Source organism: Streptomyces sp. NPDC107575 (assembly GCF_055657265.1).
The window spans coordinates 204,842-225,603 of record NZ_JBVKBG010000012.1; the positions used below are offsets into that span (position 1 = coordinate 204,842).

The window sequence follows — 20,762 nt, forward strand, 5'->3', positions numbered from 1 at the left end:
AGGAACGGAGTTCCCCTATGTCCACAGACGACCACGCCGGATCCCGGATCGCCGAGCAGCGGAAGCTCGCCGGCCTCACGCAGCGCGGTCTCGCAATGAAGATTCCGTACTCGTACAGCCTGTTGCACCAGGTCGAAGCCGGTCACAAGCCGGCGAGTCCCGACCTCATCGCGGCTGTCGCGCGAGCATTGCACATCGGTGTCACCGCATTGACGGGACAGCCGTACATGACCGAGCTCCAGCAGGACCGTCTCGCCGAGTTGATCCGCCCCATCCGTGAAGCTCTCGACCTGTACGACCTGGGAGCCGACCCTCAGCTGGTCTCCCGGCAGCCTGCCGAACTCATCGCTGACGCCGATCGGTTGTGCCGACATGTGCGTGCCACTCAGCTCAACTCCGCCGCTGAGCAACTGCCCGGCCTGATCGCTGAACTCACCACCACGGTCCACCATGACGGCACGACCGAACTGTGGCGCGCTCTGGCCTCGTCTTACCGGACGGCTCACGACATTGCCGTGAAGCTCGGCTTCTACGACCTGTCGACGATTGCCTTGGACCGCATGGACTGGGCCTCACAGCGCGCGTCCGACCCAGTGCTGGCGGCAGTACGCCAGTACATGCGCGGCTTGGTCTACTTTCGCGAAGGGGAGCACACGATCGGTCTTCGCCTCATCGCAGCGGGGCACAACGTGCTTGGTCAGGCGCAGGAGAGTGTCGAGTCACTCGCGGTGGCCGGACAACTGCACCTGGGCGCCACGGTGATCGCGGCACGGGCCCGCGCTGTCGGCACCGTGGATGAGCATCTGGGGCAGGCACGCTCGATCGCGCAACGGATCGGGGATGCATCCGAGGTGCACTGGCTGTCCTTCGGCCCGGCCAATGTAGACGTGCACGAAGTCTCAGCTCTCGGTGAGCTGCGCGAGCACGGCCTCGCCCTGGAGCGTGCGAGGCAGGTCGAGTTGCCTACGAAATGGGCAACCTCGCGCAAGGCTCACTTCCTCATCGACAAGGCGCGCGCCGAAATGGAGACCGGCCGCTCCGACTCTGCACTGGAGTCGCTGGTGAAAGCTCGCAAAGTGGCACCCCAGCAGACTCGGTATCACCCCACCGCCCGCGAGACCATCCAAGGCCTCGTACGCCAGCAGCGCAGGACGCCAGACACCCTCGGATACATGGCCGCATGGCTGGGCCTCTGAGTGTCACCGAAGAGTGACAGTTCCTACCGCCGTCGTTCGCGAATCTGGTTCCACGACCAGATCAACGACGGCAGGGGCTTCTCGTGGGCACGCAGCAACCGACCGATCGCCGGCCCTGTGGCAGCGCGGCGGACAGCACCCAGCTTGAGTTCGCCCCCGTCGTACGGGAGTGGTCGATGGACTACGCCATGGTCCACGGGTGCGTCCCCTTGGCACGCCATCACGTCCAAAGAGAGTTGACGACCTGGCAGTGGGCGGGTGATCAGCACGACGCCACGGTCATCGTGTCCGAACTCGTCACCAACGCCATCAACCACGCCCAAGTGCTCGGACACACGGTCTTCCTCCGGCTGGCTCTACTCAAGGACGACTCACTCCTCATAGAGGTCACCGACCCGGTCCGATCGTTCCAGAACTTCGGCGACAGCACCGAGGCGTCTCCCCAGAACGAGCGTGGCCGCGGCCTGCGCGTAGTCCGTGCGCTGGGCGGAGCCCTGTCGTGGTTTCCGCACGACACGAGAGGCAAGACCGTCCGCGCACACCTCAAGTCCTGAGAGGGCATCCTCACCCAGACGCTTGCCGCCGCAATCCAGCATGTGGGCGCCGACCCGCAGCGGCCTGAGGCCGCCGTGCTGACACCTCATACCGGTCTGCCCGGCCCGGGTGCTCCCCCGCGGCCGGCCCGGGCAGGCCCATCAACTCCTGGTCGCATGGACCACTGAGCGTGCGACCAGGGTGGTCCGCCACCACAGCCGGAACAGATCCGCGCGGTGGGACGGGCCGTCAGTAGCACCCCTACGAGCAGAAGGACCTGCCATGAACACCAGCAGCACAATCGGACCGCAGACCGAACCTGTCGACCTCGCCCTGGACGTCAGGATCGTCACCGCCGGGCCCGTCGCGGCGGCGTTGCTGTCCAGCACTGACGACGGCTGCGACACCGACAAGAACGGCGACTGCTGACTCGATCTCTGGGGGTGTCTGCGGCGGGAGTTCACCCCGCGGGCACCCCTGCACCACGAAGGACGGGCTGTGCAGAAGGAGGCAAGGGATGAAGTCGGGTGAGCGGATGGCGTACTACCGACCGACCGGGTCCACGACGCTGCGAGCGAGCGTCCACTCCGACGAGACGGGACTGCCGCCCTGGCCCGCACCGGATGCCGACGCCGAACGGTGGCGAGACTGGTTGGCCGAGGCGTGGGCGAACCGGCCGTTGGCCGAGGCCGTCGCGGTTGCCAGTCCCGTCCTCGCTGAGCTGATCGACGCCGCCCTGGCCGGACGGCCGACCGACGCTGTACAAACTCGTCGGATGGCCCTGGCGCTGGCCCGGTACTGGGTGCGGATGCGCGGCCGGGCCACCCCCTTCGGCACTTTCGCCGGGGTGAGCAGTGCCCGCTTCGGTGCGCACCTGTCGACACGGTGGACCGAGGACCACCAGATCCACACCCGGGCCGACGCCCTATGGCTCACCCACGTGATCGCACGCCTCGAAGCATCTAGTGAACTGCGACGCCGACTGCCGGTCGTGATGAACGACCAGACCGTCGTACGCGGTGATCGCCTGGTCGTGACCTGGGCACCTCATGGCAGCATCAACGGTTCCCAGAACGAAGTGTCTGTGCGACTGATCCCCGTCGTACGAACCGTCATGAGCCTGGCCCGCTCCCCGGTTCGGTGCAGCGACCTGACCGGCAAGCTCTCGACCGAGCACCCCCAAGTCCATGTCGAAGCTCTGGAGACGGTGGTGGGGGAACTGATTGCCCGGGGCGTTCTGATCACCAGTCTGCAGGCGCCCTCGACCGCCACCGACCCGCTCGCGCACCTCCTGGACCGGCTGCGGGAGGCAGACGCGTCCGATCTCCCCGAGACACGCACTCTGGTTAACGAACTAGTGGCCATTCACGCACAGTTGCAGGAGCCCGACCATGCGGCGCCGTGGGTCGGAGGGCGCGGTAGGCGCGCCGTCACCGCGCGGATGCGCGGGCTTTCCACCGCCACGAACCAGCCCGTGACAGTTGACTTGCGGCTCGGTTGCGACGTCGTGCTGCCCCAGACTGTGGCGGACGAGGCAGCCGCGGCGGCTGGGGCCCTCATCCGGCTGAGCCCAGCGCCCATGGGCAACGCATCGTGGCGCGAGTACCACGGTCGGTTCCTCAGCCAGTACGGTCCCGGCACACCGGTCCCGGTCGATCAACTCATCGACTCCGTCCAGGGGCTCGGCTTCCCCCGCCACTTCACCCCGGCGCAACCCGGCACCCGACAGCTGACGCCGCGCGACGAGGCACTGCTCGCCCTGGCCCAGCAGGCCGCGTTGGACAGTGCTCACGAGGTCGTCCTCGATGACGAGGGGATTGATGCGCTCAGTGATGGGAAAGGCCAGCGGCCCGTATCGCCCGTTGCTCTGTGGGTCGACGTCCGCGCCGCCACCTCGGCTGCACTCGAAGACGGTGACTTCACCCTGGCGGTGTGCGGATTCGGGCGGCTGGCCGGCAGCACCGGACGATTCCTCCACCTACTCGACGGACCCGCCCGCCGGCAGGTCAGCGAGTTGTACAACGAACTGCCTGCCAGCGTAGACGGAGCAATCGCCGCGCAGTTGTCGTTCCCACCCCTCCAGGTGCAACAGCAGAACGTCCAGCGCGTCCCGCCCGTCCTCACCGACGTGATCACCCTCGCCGAGTACGGCGAGCCGGTGGCCCACCGAATCCCGGTGGGGGACCTCGCAATCGCCGCCGACAGGACGCGGCTGTATGTGGTGTCGCTGGCCAGGCGGCGAGTGGTGGAGCCGATGCTCCTCCACTCCGGTGCCCGGCACACGATGCCGCCCCTGGCGCGTCTGCTGTTCGAGATTCCGCGCTCCGGGCATCCCCAGGTCACCGGATTTGGCTGGGGCGCCGCGACCCGACTGCCCTTCCTTCCCCGCGTACGCTACGGCCGCAGCATCCTCGCCCCCGCCCAGTGGCGCCTCGACCCGGCCGAACTTCCCGGCCGGGAGGCACCCTGTCGCGACTGGCGCTCAGCGCTGGAATCCGTCCGCGCACGGTGTCGTCTGCCCGCCGGCATCGCCGTCGGCTCCGGAGACCGGAAACTGCGGCTGAATCTGGACGAACCCATGGACCTGGCCCTATTGCGTGCCCACCTGGATGCGGCCCCCACCTCAGTCACCATGGCCGAGGCACCCACGGCCGCCGACCACGGCTGGTTTGACGGCCGAGCTCACGAAGTCGTCGTCTCGCTCGCCGCGACCGACCCGCCCACCAAGCCCCCCGCATTTCTGCGGGGTCCGGCACGCCTGCCGCTACCCGCGATCGAGCCGAGGAAGGGCGTGGTGTACGCCAAGCTGTACGGCCACCCGGAACTCTTCGACTCGCTGTTGACCGAGCACGTCCCTCTCCTGCTTGCCCAGTGGGACGAGCCACCGCAGTGGTGGTTCGTCCGCTACCGCCGCCCGGCCCCACACCTGCGACTCCGCGTACGCGATACAGACAGTGCACTGGCCGCAGGCCGGGTGGCGGCCTGGGCGGAAGGCTTGAGAGAGCACGGTCTGCTCGGCGAGGTCAGTTTCGACACCTACCGGCCGGAAACCGGGAGGTACGGGAGTGGGTCGGCAATGGACGCGGCCGAGGCACTGTTCGCCGCCGACTCCGCCGCCGTCCTCTCCCAGCTCACGACTCTGATCACCACCGGCGGCCTGCATCCCCAAGCCCTGACCGCCGCGAGCCTCGTCAATCTGGCCGACGCGATGACGGGCAGCAGGACGGCGGGGATGCGCTGGCTCATCGACCATCCCAACCTCGCTACCCACGCGCCTATGAGCGACCGTGAGATCCGCCGGCAGACCCTGCAGATCGCAGACGGTCATACGCTGCACCACCTCCCCGGCGGCGAGGCGATCGCCGCAGCGTGGGAGGCACGATTCCGGGCCGCCACCTGGTATGCCGCCAGCCTCACCTCCGGGAGCACCCGGCTGACGCCCAGCTCCGTTCTCACCGCTGTGCTGCACATGCACCACGTTCGGGCGCTCGGAATCGATGCAGCAGCAGAAGGGATGACGTTCAAGCTCGCCCGGTCCGTCGCACTGGCGAGTGCCGCCCGCCAGAACGCCGGGGAAGGGGAAGACAAATGATCGCGCTGGGCGCTGGCCGACGAGCCGCCGCTGCGGCCATCGCCGACGAACTCGCCACCACCCTGATCACGCCCCCACCGATAGAAGACCGCGACGACTTCAGCCCGGCCAGCCCTCGCTGGCGCGATCAGTCGCTGTCCAAGGGGGCCGCGGGCGTCGCCGTCCTGCACGGCGTGCGCGCCCAGCACGGCATCGGTGACGCGAAGCCGGTGCACTCGTGGTTGACCCGTGCCACGCGCGACGACCTGAGTGCCGGCCCCGGCGCCGGACTGTGGTTCGGTACCCCGGCCCTCGCCTTCGCCCTCCACACCGCCGCCCCAGGCACCTACCCCGATGCCATGGCCAACCTCGACCTCGGCGTTGCCCGCCTCGTGAACTCCCGACTCACGTCCGCACATGCCCGCATCGATGCCGGCCAGCGGCCGTCGCAGTACGAGTTCGACCTCACCCGCGGGCTGTCCGGCCTCGGCGCCTATCTCCTCCAACGCGCCCCCAACAGCGACCTCGTCGGCCAGGTCCTGGCCTATCTGGTACGGCTCACCGAGCCGGTTCGAGCCGACGACGAAATGGGGTCCGATGCTCCGGGCTGGTGGACGTACGGCAGTTCCGCCCATGGCCGCGCCCCCTCGTACGCTGCCGGGGAGGCCAACTTCGGTATGGCCCACGGTTGTTGCGGACCGCTCGCGCTCTTGGCTCTGGCCATGCGACAGGGAGCGGTCGTCGACGGGCAGACAACCGCGATCGAGCGCATGTGCAGGTGGCTGGAGGAGTGGCGGCAGGAGGCTCCGGCGGGGCCGTGGTGGCCCGAGCGGATCACGTTCAACGACCTCCGCACCGGTCGACCGTCACAAGAAGCGCCACTTCGTCCCTCCTGGTGTTACGGCACCCCCGGAATCGCCCGGGCCCAGCAGCTGGCTGCCCTGGCTCTCGGGGATACCTCTCGCCAGAAGGCGGCCGAAGACGCTCTCGCCCGGTGCCTGGCCGACCCCACTCAGCTCGCCCGCATCGTCGATCCGGCCCTGTGCCACGGCTGGGCCGGACTCATCGCGACCACCGCGTTCGCCGCCGCCGACGCGACCACCCCCACTCTGGCTGCCCGCCTCCCGCGGCTGCTCGACACACTCCTCACCCACGCCCGCGAGAGCCTGCCCGGCGCCCTCCCCGGCCTGATCGAAGGCAGCTCCGGCATCGCCCTGACCCTGCACACCCTGGCCGCCGGAACACCCGCTGGCTGGTCAGCCTGCCTTCTTCTCAACTGAAGCCGCCCAAGCAGATCGGATCCACGACGATGAACGAACACGAGACCCGCTGGTGGCAGGTCAACTTGAGGTGCGACACCTGGCAGGCCGCCGAACAAATGGCCGTCCACCACCTGGGGCCACTACTGACCGCCGCCGAAGAGAAGGGGTACATCACCGCCTGGTGGTTCATCCGAAAACGCGAAACCTGGAGGCTGCGTGTCCTGCCCTCCGAAAGCGGCGACGCGACCGGCTTCCTCAGCCAGATGACCAGCACGCTCACCGCACGCGCTGTGATCCGGTACGCCAACGGCGACATCTACGAGGCAGAGACCCACCGTTTCGGCGGACCGGAAGCGATGAAGGCCGCCCACGACCTCTTCCACGCCGACAGCCGCTGCATCCTGGCCCACGTCTCCCACGAGGGCTCTGACCACCGGCGTGAGCTCGGCGTGCGCCTCGCCACCCGGATGATGCTCGCCGCCGGACAGGACCTCTACGAACAGGGCGATATCTGGGCTCAGGTCGCCGAACACCGCAGGGGTGCAGAACCGAATCCGTCCCCGCCGACCTGCGCCGCGGTGCAGAGGCTCATCACCGCCCAAGGCGATACCGACGACAGCCCCCTCGCCCGGCTTCCGGAGTGGCCGGCCGCCTTCGAAGACCTCGGCCGCACTCTTGCCGACCTCGCCCGCCACGGACAGCTCACCCGTGGACTGCGGGCCGTACTCACCGACCACCTGCTGTTCGCCTTCAACCGGTTCGGCATCTCCGCGGCCCACCAGAATGTGCTGGCCACCGCAGCAATCCGTGTGATCTTCCACCGGGGGTCCATTCCCGAGACAGCACCACCAAGCAGCCAGTACGGCACCGCGAGCCCAACTACAGTCAGGTCAGCGACCATGCATTCCACCGACACCCCGGCCGTCGACCCGCAGGAACTGCGCGAGGCTCTCATCTCCAAGATCGACAGCATCGGCACGTTCCGCACCGAAGCCGTGAAGTCCGCCTTCCGCACCGTGCCCCGGCACCTCTTCCTGCCCGGCGTGGACCTGGCGGCGGCGTACGCGCCCAAACCGGTGGTGACCAAACGCGCCGCAGACGGCGCCGCCGTCTCCTCTGCTTCCAGCCCCAACATCGTCGCCAAGATGCTCGAACAGCTAGACGTCCACGCCGGCCACCGAGTCCTGGAGATCGGCGCGGCGACCGGCATCAACGCCGCCCTCCTCGCGGAACTGACCGGGCCGGGTGGCTCGGTCATGACCATCGAGCTCGACGAGGACCTCGCCAACGGCGCACGCACCGGTCTGGCCGCCGCCGGATACAACCGCGTCGAGGTGATGTGTGGCGACGGAGCCCTCGGAGCCCCCAGCCACGGAACGTTCGACAGGATCATCGTCACCGCTGGCGCCTGGGACATCTCCACCGCTTGGTGGCAACAGCTCGCCATCGGCGGCCGCATCGTCGTCCCGCTCCGACTGCACGGCAGCGGCCTGACCCGGTCGCTCGCCTTCGATCACACCGAGGACGGCCTGATGCACTCCACCAACGCCGTCGTGTGCGGGTTCGTACCCATGCGCGGCGCTGCCGAGATGAGAGAGATCCACGTCCGTCTCGCCGACGACGTCATCTTGAAGATCGACGCCGCCGATCAGCCTGACCAGGCCGCTCTGGCCCAGGCCATCACCCACCCCGCCCGCCATCAATGGACCGGCCTCCACGTCCGCCACGACGAACCCGCCGCCCACCTTGACCTCTGGCTCGCCACCGCCGGATCCGGCCTGTACTTCGGCAAACTGTCCGTCGGTTCCGGCGCCCGCGACATCTGCCTGGCGGACCCGGCAGTGCGCTGGTCCGGTGCTGCCTTGTACAACGGCGGTACGTTCGCCTATCTGTCCGCCCGCCCCATCGACGATGCCACCGACGAGCTGGGGATCATCGTTCACGGCCCGGACGCAGACAAGCTCAGTGGCCAGGTAAACGATCTCCTGCACCGCTGGAACCAGCAGCGGCCTGCGCAGCCCGTCATCACCGCATACCCGTCCTCCACCGGAGAAGGTCGTCTCGAAGCTGGCGCCCGCGTCACCCGCCCGGACACTGTCCTGACCATCGCCTGGTGAACGAACGCAGGTATGCACGACTGTTGATCCTCTGACTCGGACGAATGCCTGGGCGCCCGGTGCTCCGCGACCGGACGCTCTACGAGCAGACCCTGACTGCGGCTTTACTCCGTCATTGGGAAATGTCAGAACTAGCGATCTGTGGTGTTCCGTGGCGGGTGGACTCCAGTGCGGAACTGCCGCATGCGCGGCGGGGGATTGATCCCGTCCGGCTCCTCGAAGTACGCGGCGCTCTCTGCGTCCGCGGGGTAGTACGACTCGATTGCGACCTCGTCCAGTGTGATGTCCATGGGAGTACCGAACGTGGTGATGGTCGAGAACAGTCGTACCTCTCGTCCCTGGAGACGAAGGATCATCGGGATCACAACATCGGATTCGACGGATCGGCTCGATGGGTTTGCGGAGTTGGGCTCCAGCAGTTCCTCATAGAGCGCCGTGAGTTCGGTGTCGGGAGCGATGGTGAGCTGACGCATGATTCGGGAGCGGAACACGGCACGGACGTCGGCCAGGTTGACGACCAGGGGAGCGAAGCCGCGTGGGTCCAGGCCCAGCCACACCAAGTTGATCGGCGGCCGTAGCAGGTCGGGGTCGACGTGCGCGAAGAACGGTTCGACCGCGCGGTTGGCCATGACGATGTTCCACCGGCGATCGAAGGCCAACGCCGGGTACGGCTCATGTGCGCGCAGGACCCTCTCGACTGCGTCCCTGGCCGCTGACAGCGCGTCGTCATGGAGTGGCCGCTCAGGGTGTCGGGGTGCGAAGCCGGCCGCGAGCAGCAGCCGGTGGCGGTCACGCAACGGAACGCCGAGCTGGTCCGCGAGCCGGAGGACCATGTCGGCGCTCGGGTTGGACTTGCCTGTCTCGACCAGGCTGACGTGACGAGCCGAGACGTCGGCGGCGATCGCAAGATCGAGTTGGCTGAGGCGTCGGCGATGCCGCCACTGCCGCAAGAGTTCCCCGACGGTATGCACGGTCATCGACAGTACTCATCGTGGAGCTGTGCGCCATGAAATCCGAGTTCATCGACAACCGTTGCGGCTATGGAAACACTGCGTTCATGACCACTGACAACAAGAGCATCGTCGGGCAGGCGCTGGCGGGACTGATCGAGACGGGCAGTGTCGACGCGCTCGAACCGTTGCTGAGCGATGGCTTCGTCCATCACCGGCCGGACTCGACCGCCTCGACCAAGGCGGAATGGCTTGCCGCCGTACGCGCGGCACTCGTGCCGCTCGCCGATATGAGGGTCGAGGTCCATCACCTGCTGGCCGACGGTGACCACGTCGTGATGCATTCGCGGCGACAACTGCACGATGCCGGGCCGGAGATCGCGGTCGTCGACATCTGGCGGATCGAGGACGGGCTGATCGCCGAGGGCTGGGAGATCATCGAGCCGGTGTCCCAGGCGGCCGCCAATCTGGTGTGGTGGGAGCGCGGTGAGCGCTGACCGGTCATACCGAGTGTGGGGAAGCGCTGCCCTGAACGGCACGCCGTTGATGACTCGGCGGTGATCCGCCCACTGCCCACCCGGGGCGCCGTTTCCCGGCAGCAGCGACTCGATCTGCTGCCACTGCGCGTCAGTCAGTTCATGGCGTCGCACCATACGACCCGCATGCCCAGCACCCGCACTCATCCACCCACCCCAGCAAGAGCCATCAGAAACGGCTTAGCTGTCCACCACCGACAGCACGACGTCGACGAGCCGCTCGGCGGCATCGGGGCGGCCGTGCGCGCGAGCGCGTGCGGCCATCTCGCTGCGCTGTCCCTCATCGGCCAGCAGCGGGGACACTGCCTCCTGCAACCGCTGCGGAGTCACGTCGCCGACCAGCGCGACGGCGGCACCAGCGTCCTCCAAGTGCCGCGCATTGTGGGCCTGTTCATTCCCGGCCGACGTGGCGAGCGGGACGAGGACGGCGGCCTTGCCGAGTGCGGTGAGCTCCGCGATCGTTCCGGCTCCGCTGCGGGAGAGCACGACGTCGGCCAGGGCGAGTACATCTGGCAGCTCGGAGCCTACGTAGGCGGTCAGGTGGTGGCGTGCGGCCAGTTCCGCGGGCAGCTCGGTGGCCGCTTCGCGTAGTCCTTCGAGATGGTCGGGGCCGCACTGGTGGATGACGTTGGCCCGCTCCAACAGCCAGGGCAGTACGGAGCTCACCAGTTCGTTGATCTGCTGTGAGCCCTGCGCCCCGCCGGTGACGTAGACGGTGGGCAGGCGGCGGTCGAAGCCGGTCAGGTTCAGCGCGTTGATGGCCTTGTCCGGCTGACCGGACAGGACTTCGGGGCGTACCGGGTTGCCCGTCACCACGGCCCGGGTGCGGACGGCTTCCGGCAACAGCGGCAGCGTGGACTCCGAGGACACGGCAACCCGGCTTGCGGCGCCGGCCAGCGTCTTGTTGGCCAGGCCGAGACGGACCGTCTGCTCGTGGACGACCAGCGGGACGCGGCACAACCGGGTCGCCGCGACGCCCACGGGCACGGCCACGTACCCACCGGTCGCGAGCACCACGTCCGGCCGGAAGGCGTTGATCGCCTTGCGGGCCTGCAGCACGCCGAGCGGAACCCGGCCCATGTCGGCGACGTTCGCCGGGGACGCCAATTTGATCGGGTTCTTCGAACGGCGGATCTTGCCCACGGCGACCGACGTGAACGCGATGCCCTCGCTGGCCGCCACTCGTGCCTCCAGGCTCTCCTCCTTACCCACCCAGAGGACGTCCAGGCCGCGGCCCGCGGCAGCCAGGCGAGCCTGAAGGGTGCGCACAGCAGTCAGGGCCGGGTACGTGTGCCCGCCGGTTCCGCCGCCCGTCACGATCAAGCGGAGTGGGGGGTGAACGCTGCTCACAGAGGTGGCTCCAGTCGCTGTCGAACCTTGCTCGGAATCGTGCCGGATCCGCACCCGGCCAAGTCCGAGCCTCCCACAGCCGCATGACCGCCCGACGACCCAGCCGTCTGATCGGTGCGCCTGTTCGGGGAATGTCACCCCCGATGCGCCGGCGGCCCGGGACCGCTGGTTGACGACGAGATGCAACGAGGCACTCGAAGGCCTCGGGTTCTGCAAGTTCTGGCCATTGCACGCCGGTTACGCCGGCCCCCGGACAGGTGTCTGTAGGCGTGTTCGTGAACGCGGCACGCCGTTCAGCTGAGGTGACCGAATGCGAACTCAATCCAGTTGGAGAACTCGCACGCAAGGTGCCAACGGTGTTCCGCGATCATGCGCGGAGCGATCCAGCGCGGAAACTCGACGCAGACGCGCGCGTGAAATCCGCCCGGCTGGTCCTCGAATTGATGGCGGACACCACCGATGGGCAGAGCCGACTCTGTGACGGCGACGCCTGCTGTTTGGACGGCAAACCTGGTGTCCCTTGGCGTGACCAGGGAGCCGGTGTCCTCGTAGTCGACGAAGAAGCGGCTGGCGAGCGGGCTTCCTCCCGTGGTCTCGATGACTTCTTGTCGGCCGTGGTCGTCGGTCTGGATGAGGAAGTGGTCGGGGTTGGCGGCGACCATGCTGCGTGTGTAGTTCTGGCGCTGCGTGTCGTCGAACCACTGGACGAAGTCCGCCGCGCTGCCGACTCCGGTTACATACAGGTCGCACTCACTCGTGGCCCGGCGGCCTTTGGACAACCGGGCTGTGGCTCGCGAGGTGGCGCCCGCGAGGCGGAGGTCACGCCCAAGGCGCTGTCTGATCTCATCCGGCCTCAGGGAGAGCTTGCCGTCGGCAAAGGCCAGGCGTTGCTGAGACAGAGCGCCCGTGGGCACGCTGAGTCCGATCTTCGCTGCGGCCTTGGGTAGGCGTTTCGCCTCCCAGGCCAGGACTGCGTCCCTGGAGACCGCGCGTCCGTTGACAACTGATCGAATGGAGATCTGGGAACTCGCCATCACATGGTCCTTCAGTGGTGCCCCGGCTTCGCAGGGGGGACTTGGGGCTACTTGGGCTCAGGGGCAACTGACAACGGCTTGCCATCAGGAGCCGGGTTGGGCTGCCGCGGTCGTGCGGTATTCGGTGTCGGTTTCCACAATGTTCCTGCTGGTAGGTGGCAGTAGCAGGGCGACTCCAGCAGCGAAGGTGAAGAAGGCCGCGCACACCATGAGTCCGCCGCTGAATCCGATCGAGCCTGCCAGCCCGGCGAGACCGAAGGGCGCGAGGGCGGATATGCCGCGGCCGACGTTGAAGCAGAAACCGGCTCCGGTGGCGCGGGCTCTGGTGGGGAACAGCTCGCCGAGGTAGGACCCGAACAGGCCGAAGAAGGCGGTGAATGCGCCGAACAGGGGGCCGAGCCACAGGAGGGCCGCCTGGTGGGTGGTGAGGGCGTAGACCGGCAGTGTGAGGGACACGCCCAGAAGGGTCAGGATGATCGTCCGGCGTCGGCCGGCGTGATCCGCGAGCATGCCGAAGCCGTTGTAACCGACGAACATGCCCAGGTTGAGGATGGTCACGAACAGGGACACCGATGACGACGGCAGGTCACGTTCGTCGGTGAGGTAGGTGGGCAGCCAGGTCGTCGCACCCCAGTATCCGGTCAGGGCGAGGGCAGCCATGAGCGTGCCCAGCAGGGTGGTGCGGCGCAGCGGTCCGGTCAGTACGTCGCGTACCGACACGGTGTCGCCCGTGATGGCGGACTTCTGGGTGGCCCAGGCAGGGGATTCACGGAAGCAGAACAAGACGACGAGCAGAGGCACCACCACCGCGGTCCCGGCGATGAGGAACATCAGCCGCCAGTTCGGAAGCAGAGGGCCGGAAATGGCGGCGGCGAGTGCTCCACCTGCGGGGAAGGCGCTGATCACGAAGGCGGCAGCGCGGCCGCGGCTCTCGGCGGGCCAGGTTTCGACGACGTAGGCGGATACGACGCTCCACACGGCGCCGAGCCCGATGCCGGCGAGGAAGCGCAGGAGGAGGAAGACCTCGAAATTGGGTACGCCGGTGAGGGCTGCGGTGAAGATGCCGAACGTGGCCAGTGAGGCGATGAGTGCCTTCTTGCGGCCGAAGTTGTCCGCCACGTAGCCGCCGGCGACGCTGCTGACTCCGATGCCGAGCAGCGTGGCGGTGGCCAACAGGCCCGCCTGGGTGGCCGAGAGGTCCATGTCCTGTCGGATGTCGGGGAGAGCCAGGGACAGGAGCACGATCTCCAGGGCGTCGAAGAGATAGGCCAGGAAACAGCCGCCGAGCACGATCCAGCGAGTACGTCGCATCGTTGCACCTCCGGGCGTGCTGACGGCGTGTGCGGGCAGCACTGACCCACGTGTGGTCTGAAAGGGGGTTTGTCCTGGTGGAACGGTTCGGGGCCGGTGCCGGGGCATCGGCCCCGCGCAGGCGCTTGGGTGTTCAGGCTGCCTGGTCCGGGGCAAGAACCAGGTCGAAGGCCATGCTTGTCCATGGGCCCTGCGGCCGGGTTCCGTCGGGCGCGGTTCCGCCGGTGTGACGCTCGGCCTCGACGACGAGGCTGTCCTTCACACCGAACACGGCGTCACTGGCGAGGTAGGGGTCGCCTGCCACGAAGATGTGCGTGATCAGCGTGCGATGCCCCGGTGCGGCGGTTTTGAAGTGCAGGTGTGCCGGGCGCATCGGCCCGCGGCCGGCGGCGGTGAGCAGGTCACCGACGGGACCGTCGTGCGGGATCGGGTACGGCGTCGGCAGCACGGTCCAGAACCGGTACGTGCCGTCGGGGCCGGTGTGCAGCCAGCCGCGTCCAGCGGAGCGGTCCCCCGCGTACTGGACGTCGTAGAAGCCGTCCTCGTCGGCTCCCCACACGTCCAGGCGCACTCCGGCGAGCGGGCTGCCGTCCGCGGAGCGCACCTGGCCCGACACGTAGCAGGGGGTGCCTGCCGCGCCGTGCGCGAGGTCGCCGCCGAGCGGGATCTCGGGTGCTCCGTCGACGAAGAACGGTCCGAAGACGGTGGCCTCGGTCGCGCCGGGGACGGCCGGCTCGTTGATGGCCACGGCCAGCATGGACAGTCCCAGGACGTCGGACAGGAGGATGAACTCCTGGCGCTTGTCGTCGGTGATGTGTCCGGCGCGGGTGAGGAACTCGATCGCCGTCTCCCACTCCCGCTCGGTGAGGCGGACGTCGCGGGCGAACGCGTGCAGGTGGCGGACCAGGCTCTGCATGACTTCGCGCAACCGCGGGTCGGTGGTGCGGTCGAAGCTGGCGAGGACCTCGTCGGTGACCGCTTGCTCGCGCTCGGCGGCCACCGTGGGTTCGGCGGTCATGCGGCCCACCTCGCCGGGTCGGTGCCCGCCCACGCCGCGTGCAGCAGTTCACGCAGGCCGTCCTCGGTCACAGCACGCGGGTTGTCCGCGGGCGCGATCGCGAGGATGTCGCCGAGAACGGTGTCGATGTCGCTCTCGCGCAGGCCGAGTTCACGCAGGCCGGCCGGCACGCCGAGCTTCGCGCCCAGTTCGTGCAGCGCGGCGGCCGGATCGGTCCGGCAGAGCGCGGCGGCGATACGTTCCGCGGCCTCGGGGGCGTGCGCGGCGTTGAAGGCCAGCACGTGCGGGAGCACGATCGCGTGCGTCTGGGCATGGGGCAGGTCGAACGCTCCGCCCAGGGCGTGGCAGATCTTGTGGTGCAGACCCGATCCCGCGACGGCGAACGCCGAGCCGGCGAGGTAGGCGCCCAGCAGCAGCTCGGCGCGGGCGGCGCCGTCGGCCGGGTCTGCGGCGATGGCGGGCAGGCCGGCCGCGAGGTGGCGGATGCCGTCCTCGGCGACGGCGCTGGAGACCGGGTTGCGCCGGGGTGCCCAGAATGCCTCGACGCAGTGGGCCGTGGCGTTGAGGCCGCTGGCCACCGACAGGCCGGCGGGCAGTGTCAGCGTGAGGTCGGGGTCGTAGACGACGGTGCGCGGCAGGACGCGCGGATCCGTTCCGGTGGTCTTGCGGGCGCCCTCCGTCAGTCCCCACACGGGGGTGACCTCGGAGCCCGCGTAGGTGGTGGGGACGGCGACGATCGGCAGCCCGGTGGTCAGGGCGACGGCCTTGGCGGTGCCGGTGGTCGAGCCGCCGCCCACGCACAGCACCAGGTCCGCGCCGGCCGCCGCCGCGCGGGCGCGCTCGGCGACCTCGACGGGCACGTGCGGGCGCACCCCGGTGAACTCGGCCGCGATCCGGTCGGCGAACGGGGCGCACAGTTCGCGTGCCAGAGCGATCTCGGAGTCGGCTGCCACGAGCAGGATCCGCTGAGCTCCGAAGGCGTCGACCTCGGCCGCCAGGGCGCTGCGTGCGGTGCCGGGGCCGAACACGATCCGCCCGGGCAGGGCGTCGTAGGTGAAGGTGTGCATCACGCCTCCTGGGGCAGGACGGTGGGCTGGTAGGCGAGCAGCAGCCAGCGGTCGCTCTCGCGGACCCACACGGCCAGGCACCGGTTGGCCAGTGTCTTGCGCACACCGCCCGCGGTGAGGTCGGCGTGCATCTCCCCCACCACCACGGCGGTGTCACCGATGACGGTGATCCGGTCCACCGGGTGTTCAATGCGGTGGTACACGTAGAAGCCCGCCCGGAGCTTGTCCAGGTACGACTCCAGCGTGTCCACCACTGCGTTGGAGTGGGTGTAGGCGAGTTCGGGGTGCGCGAGCGCGGCGAAGGCTTCGAGGTCTCCCGCGATCACTGCCTTGTACCGGGCATCCTCCAGGGAGCGGATCGTCTCCTCGGCGCCGGCGGTGGGTGAATCGCTTGCAGTCATGGAACTCTTTCTCTCTGTCATGAGTCGTGCACGTCGCGCGTCGGTGAACTCGCGCGCATCCGCAGGGCGGTGAGGACCTGGGCCATGTCCTGTCGGCCGAGTCCGACCGACGTCGCGTCGTCCAGGACGGCGTAGGACGCCTCGCACGCCGGCAGGCTCAACTGCTGTGTGCGGGCCAGGTCGAGAGCCAGTCCGAGGTCCTTGCGGATCAGCGACACCGGGGCGGCCACACCGGCCGACTCCGGCGCGAGGAACGCCTCCCGCTTGTAGCCGACATACGGGGCACCGGCCGCGCTGTTGCGCAGCACGTCGTAGAAGGTGTTGAGGTCGAGTCCGCCTGCCTCGGCAATGAGCAGACCCTCCGCAACCCCCTGGCTCAGGGCGGCGAGGACGGCGTTGACCGCGAGCTTCGCCGCGGAACCGGCGCCTGCGGGCCCGCAGTGGGACTGCGCCGCCGACATGGCGGCGAGGACGGGGCGGATCCGTTCGAACTGCTCCGGACTGGCCCCGACCATCGTGGTCAGCGCCGCGGCCTCGGCCATCGACACGCTTCCGGACACTGGTGCGTCGACGACCTCCACCGGTGCGGTGTCGGCCAACTCGCGTACGAGTTCGGGTCCGACGGTGCCCATCACCACATGGAGATGGGCACGGTCGGCGCTCGCCAGGCCCTTCATGACGAATTCCCGGGTTGTGAGACCGTCCGGCAGCATGCTGACGGTCATCGGCGCCTCGGCCAGGTCGGCCGCCGTGCCGACGCGTGTGACGCCCTCGGGCGCCCGGTCCGCCCCCGGGTCGTACCCCAGGACGGTGTGTCCGGCCTGCGCCAGGTGGGAGGCCATCGGCCGGCCCATCCGTCCCAGGCCGGCGAATCCGATCAGCACGGCATTTCCTCCACTGCGTTGTTCGTCCGGCGTCGTCCGGCTGTTTGAGAGGCCGCGGTGTCGATTCCGGACCAGGTCCGGCCCGCCGGCTGGGCGGGCCCCAGACCCTGGTGTTAACTAATATTGAACACTGTTACGAGCGTGTGTCAATCATTAGCGAACACCTCGCGAGGTGGGCCTGCTCGCTCTCCGTGCCCGCCCTTCGGGCTAGGCCCCTGCAGAGGCCGGGATGACCGGCAGGAGGAGCCGGGACGGGGTGTCGGGCCCGGTGTGGACCGTGGTGCGGCCGCCGTAGACCGACGCGGGACGGTCCTCGGGGTGGTTGTGCAGGAAGGGTCCCGAGCCGCGGGCCACCCACGCGCCGGTGGGGTCGTCCGGTGTGGGGCGCTCGAAGTCGCGCCCGCCGATCTGGAGGGCCAGGCGATAGCCGGCGGGCAGCACGATGCAGGTGGGCCAGATCTCCACCTGCAGTTCGTAGACCTCTCCGGGCGTCAGAGGCTGTGACTCGTCGTGTGCGTGATACGGCCGGTACGGCAGGCTCTTCCGGGGGTCAAGTTTGCGGTGCGAGGCCCGCAGCCAGCCCTGGGCCAGTGGCGTCGCCGGGTCGATCGTGCCGGGGAAGTGGACTTCCCTCCCGTCCGGTGCGAAGGCCTGGAGCGTGAGGAAGAGGTCGGCGTCGCTGGTGCTGGAGGAGACGTACAGGGTCGCCGCCAGCGGCCCGGTCAGCTCGGTCTCCGTCTCCAGCGGCGCGCTCAGGAAGGTCACGGGTTCGCCGAGGGCCTCGAAGGCCACCTGTGAGCGCGTCTGCGCAGGCTCGGGGCGAAGCGTCAGGTCGGCGTCCAGGTAGGCGTCCGTCCAGGCGGTGCGCGCCAGGGGCCACTCCTGCTCGCCCCGCGCCTCGACATCGGTCGTGAACGGGCGCCGCAGCCGCAGGAGTACGGGCGGCTGCTGGTCCCAGCCGTTGTCCTCGCCCTTGAGGAAGTGGTCCAGGAACCGCTTTTGCAGGTCCATGCCTTCGGCGAGGTAGAACCACTCTTCGTGGCGCCCGGGGTGCAGCTCGAGCCACTTCTGCGCTGAGGCGGCCTGGGTGAACGCCTCGAAGTTCCCACGAGGGTGCAGGCCGTGGCCGGCGAGGCTGGCGGCGCTCAGGAACGGCACCGTCACGCGCGGCCAGTCCGCGGAACGGGCCCTGTACGTCGCATCGTCGAGCGGGCGCGCAAGTACCGCCTGGAGCGGATCGGCACGGTTGGCGGCCAGTTCCTCCTCGGAGAGCTGCTCCGGGCCGGTCGCGGACTCCCCCAGCCAGGGGTCGGTGGGGCCCTTCGGGTTGCCGTGCTGGACCGCCACCACTTGCCGCGGAAACCAGGCCTGTTGAAAGGTGTTGCTCAGGATGCCGCCGTGGCGCGCCTTGTCGCGGTAGGCGTCCGCGGCTCCCTCCCAGGGGACCATCGCGGCCAGGTGCGGCGGTTGCAGGCCGGCGACCAGCCACTGGGTGATCGCGTAGTAGGAGATGCCGTTCAGGCCGACCTTGCCGGTGCTCCAGGCCTGGGTCCCGGCCCATTCGATTGCCTCGTAGAAGTCGCGGGTCTCGCGCGGCGATTGCGGGTCCAGGTAGCCAGGGCTTCGGCCGGCGCCGCGCGAGTCGACGCGTACGACGGCGTATCCCCAGCCTGTCCAGATCTCGGGGTCGACGGTCTCCCAGGTCAGATGGGAGCGAGTGGAGCCGGCCAGCAGGTCCGGGTGGGTCTTGGTGAGCCACTGCCATTGGGTGGCGTAGGCATCCTGGAAGCGGACTCCCTTGCCGTAGGGGCCCATCGTCATGATGACGGGGACCTGGTCGACGCCCTCCGGACGGAAGACATCGGCCCGCAGGACGATGCCGTCGTCCGCCTCGATGGGCACGTCACGTTCGATGATCATGGATAGCTCCGGTGTCTGCGTGCTTCAGCGAGGGCAGTGGGTCGAAGGTGACGGGCATTCGATCGGCGGCACGGTCATCGCTTCCTGTGATGGTCGCCGGTCCTCGCGGCGACAGCAGGGCGCGCTACGTCCGTGGCCGCTCATGTGACGACGTTGCCGCTGTTCGGTTGGCTGCCTCGTTGCTTGAGGTGCCGACGTCGCAGTCCGCCGTAGGTGGCGCAGACGACGAGGAGCAGGGGCATCCCATTCACCCAGGCGGCATCGCTCTCGGTGACCTCCGGGTAGTGCACGACGATCAAGGATCCGGCGGTCAAGAACCCCGCGACGGCGAGGGTCGGGGCGATGCGGGTCGCGTAGAGGGAGCCGGTGATCCTGCCGCGCAGGGAGGCCGCGACGACGCTGACGGAGCTGCTGCCCATCTTGACGATCATCGACAGGGAGTTGTAGCCGGCGATGGCCGGCAGCAGGCCGACCATGGGGTCCGCGCCTGCCACCACGAACGGGGCGAGGAAGGCGATGGTGATCAGAAGCTGGCAGGCGACCGCGACATGAGGTGTCTGACGGCGGGGGTGCGTGCGGCCGAGCCCGGACCAGAAGAGTCCGGAGCGGGCGGACGAGAACATGTACCGCGTGGCGAGGTTGTGGAAGGCGATGGCGGCTCCGATGATGCTGGCCGCGATCACGAACTTCAGGGGTGTGCTGGTCCAGTCACCGAGGTAGGCGCCGAACAGGGCGGGGATCAGCTCACCTGGACCGGCCTGCGCGACCTTGGGAGCGCCGTCCATCGCGGCGACGACCGCCCAAGTTCCCGCGATGAACAGGGCGGTGAGCAGGAACAGGGCAAGGTAGGTGGCCCGGGGCACCGTACGGTGCGGGTCGCGGATCTCTTCTCCGTAGGCGGCCGTGGTCTCGAAGCTGGCCAGGGACAGCAGGACGAACACGATGGACAGGCCGAAGGCTCCGCCGGTGAGGCCGGAGGGGGCGAACACGTCGAGGTGGAATCCCGTGGGGTTGCGCACCAGGACGGCGACGATGAAGGCTCCCAGGAGGAGGAACTGGGTACCGCAGATGAAGCTGGTGATCTTGCTGGCCAGGCCGACACCGAGGTAGCCGAGGGTTCCGGTCAGGGCGACGACGAGCAGTGCCCAGAGCCACCAGGGCAGGTCGAGTCCGAGGGGTTCGAAGGCGCTGTCGAGGAAGTAGCCGGCGACGCCGGAGAAGGCGACCACGGCGAAGTTGTAGCCGACGGTCGCTATGACGGCGATCGCCGATCCCGCCGTGGGGCCCAGGCCGTGGGCGACGTAGGCGGAATAGGCCCCGGAGTCCACCACGTACCGGCCCAGGACCACGTACCCGGCGGTGAAGAAGAGGAAGACCACCACCGTGAGCACGATGACGAGCACGGTGGTGGGGCCGACGCCCAGCACGAGGCTCATCGAGAGGTTGGACGACATCGTGGTGAGCGGGGAGATCGCGGCGATGGCCATGATCGCCGCGCCCAGCACACCGATGGAGCCCTTCTTGAGGGTGCCCGCTCGCTCCGATCTGGTGTCGGGTTCGGTTGTTGCCTGAGGTGCTTGACTGCTCGTCATTGCAAACTCCGTCGGTTGC

General features: G+C 68.7%; 17 protein-coding genes. 7 read left to right on the plus strand and 10 right to left on the minus strand.

Features of this window, described 5'->3' with window-relative positions; translation table 11 throughout:
• Positions 1–17: 17 nt before the first annotated feature.
• The 6 genes from ACZ7L4_RS41255 (at position 18) to fxlM (ending at position 8,680) form a co-directional block, all read left to right on the plus strand.
• Positions 18–1,196: a helix-turn-helix domain-containing protein gene (locus ACZ7L4_RS41255; protein WP_472110212.1), complete on the plus strand. Its 1,179-nt coding sequence runs from the start codon at positions 18–20 to the stop codon at positions 1,194–1,196.
• An 83-nt stretch (positions 1,197–1,279) separates the two neighbouring features.
• A complete protein-coding gene (locus ACZ7L4_RS41260; RefSeq protein WP_472110213.1) occupies positions 1,280–1,750 on the plus strand; it encodes an ATP-binding protein in 471 nt (156 codons plus the stop codon).
• A gap of 262 nt (positions 1,751–2,012) precedes the next feature.
• A complete protein-coding gene (fxlA, locus tag ACZ7L4_RS41265; protein WP_472110214.1) occupies positions 2,013–2,159 on the plus strand; it encodes an FxLD family lanthipeptide in 147 nt (48 codons plus the stop codon).
• A gap of 88 nt (positions 2,160–2,247) precedes the next feature.
• Positions 2,248–5,322, plus strand: coding sequence for a lantibiotic dehydratase (locus ACZ7L4_RS41270; RefSeq protein ID WP_472110215.1), 3,075 nt, complete (start codon positions 2,248–2,250; stop codon positions 5,320–5,322).
• Positions 5,319–6,581, plus strand: a complete 1,263-nt coding sequence (locus tag ACZ7L4_RS41275; RefSeq protein ID WP_472110216.1) for a lanthionine synthetase C family protein — start codon at positions 5,319–5,321, stop codon at positions 6,579–6,581. The genes ACZ7L4_RS41270 and ACZ7L4_RS41275 overlap by 4 nt, the downstream gene beginning before the upstream one ends.
• A gap of 29 nt (positions 6,582–6,610) precedes the next feature.
• Positions 6,611–8,680 (plus strand): methyltransferase, FxLD system, encoded by a 2,070-nt coding sequence (gene fxlM, locus ACZ7L4_RS41280; RefSeq protein WP_472110217.1) that lies wholly within the window; start codon positions 6,611–6,613, stop codon positions 8,678–8,680.
• Positions 8,681–8,811: 131 nt separating this feature from the next.
• On the opposite strand, the gene ACZ7L4_RS41285 is transcribed toward fxlM, so the two are convergent.
• Positions 8,812–9,657, minus strand: a complete 846-nt coding sequence (locus tag ACZ7L4_RS41285; RefSeq protein ID WP_472110218.1) for a helix-turn-helix domain-containing protein — start codon at positions 9,655–9,657, stop codon at positions 8,812–8,814.
• A gap of 29 nt (positions 9,658–9,686) precedes the next feature.
• Here ACZ7L4_RS41285 and ACZ7L4_RS41290 point away from each other — a divergent pair, with 29 nt between their 5' ends.
• Positions 9,687–10,127: a nuclear transport factor 2 family protein gene (locus ACZ7L4_RS41290; protein ID WP_472110219.1), complete on the plus strand. Its 441-nt coding sequence runs from the start codon at positions 9,687–9,689 to the stop codon at positions 10,125–10,127.
• 219 nt (positions 10,128–10,346) lie between these two features.
• Here the strand turns inward: ACZ7L4_RS41290 and ACZ7L4_RS41295 are convergent, their stop codons facing one another.
• From ACZ7L4_RS41295 to ACZ7L4_RS41335, 9 genes are all read right to left on the minus strand, one after another.
• Entirely contained in the window at positions 10,347–11,483 is a 1,137-nt protein-coding gene (locus ACZ7L4_RS41295; protein WP_472110268.1) for a UDP-N-acetylglucosamine--N-acetylmuramyl-(pentapeptide) pyrophosphoryl-undecaprenol N-acetylglucosamine transferase, read from the minus strand.
• A gap of 326 nt (positions 11,484–11,809) precedes the next feature.
• Entirely contained in the window at positions 11,810–12,550 is a 741-nt protein-coding gene (locus tag ACZ7L4_RS41300) for a hypothetical protein (protein WP_472110220.1), read from the minus strand.
• An 84-nt stretch (positions 12,551–12,634) separates the two neighbouring features.
• Positions 12,635–13,861, minus strand: a complete 1,227-nt coding sequence (locus ACZ7L4_RS41305) for an MFS transporter (protein WP_472110221.1) — start codon at positions 13,859–13,861, stop codon at positions 12,635–12,637.
• 133 nt (positions 13,862–13,994) lie between these two features.
• Positions 13,995–14,879 (minus strand): intradiol ring-cleavage dioxygenase, encoded by an 885-nt coding sequence (locus ACZ7L4_RS41310; protein ID WP_472110222.1) that lies wholly within the window; start codon positions 14,877–14,879, stop codon positions 13,995–13,997.
• Positions 14,876–15,946 (minus strand): maleylacetate reductase, encoded by a 1,071-nt coding sequence (locus ACZ7L4_RS41315; protein ID WP_472110223.1) that lies wholly within the window; start codon positions 15,944–15,946, stop codon positions 14,876–14,878. The genes ACZ7L4_RS41310 and ACZ7L4_RS41315 overlap by 4 nt, the downstream gene beginning before the upstream one ends.
• Positions 15,946–16,347 (minus strand): nuclear transport factor 2 family protein, encoded by a 402-nt coding sequence (locus tag ACZ7L4_RS41320; RefSeq protein WP_472110224.1) that lies wholly within the window; start codon positions 16,345–16,347, stop codon positions 15,946–15,948. The genes ACZ7L4_RS41315 and ACZ7L4_RS41320 overlap by 1 nt, the downstream gene beginning before the upstream one ends.
• 17 nt (positions 16,348–16,364) lie before the next feature.
• Positions 16,365–17,231 carry an NAD(P)-dependent oxidoreductase gene (locus ACZ7L4_RS41325; RefSeq protein WP_472110225.1) on the minus strand — a complete coding sequence of 289 codons (867 nt, stop codon included), beginning with the start codon at positions 17,229–17,231 and terminating at the stop codon, positions 16,365–16,367.
• A 207-nt stretch (positions 17,232–17,438) separates the two neighbouring features.
• The gene (locus ACZ7L4_RS41330) at positions 17,439–19,151 is read right to left on the minus strand and encodes a CocE/NonD family hydrolase (protein ID WP_472110226.1); all 1,713 of its coding nucleotides are present in this window, start codon (positions 19,149–19,151) and stop codon (positions 17,439–17,441) included.
• Between the two features lie 140 nt (positions 19,152–19,291).
• Positions 19,292–20,743: an APC family permease gene (locus ACZ7L4_RS41335; RefSeq protein ID WP_472110227.1), complete on the minus strand. Its 1,452-nt coding sequence runs from the start codon at positions 20,741–20,743 to the stop codon at positions 19,292–19,294.
• Positions 20,744–20,762: the final 19 nt, after the last annotated feature.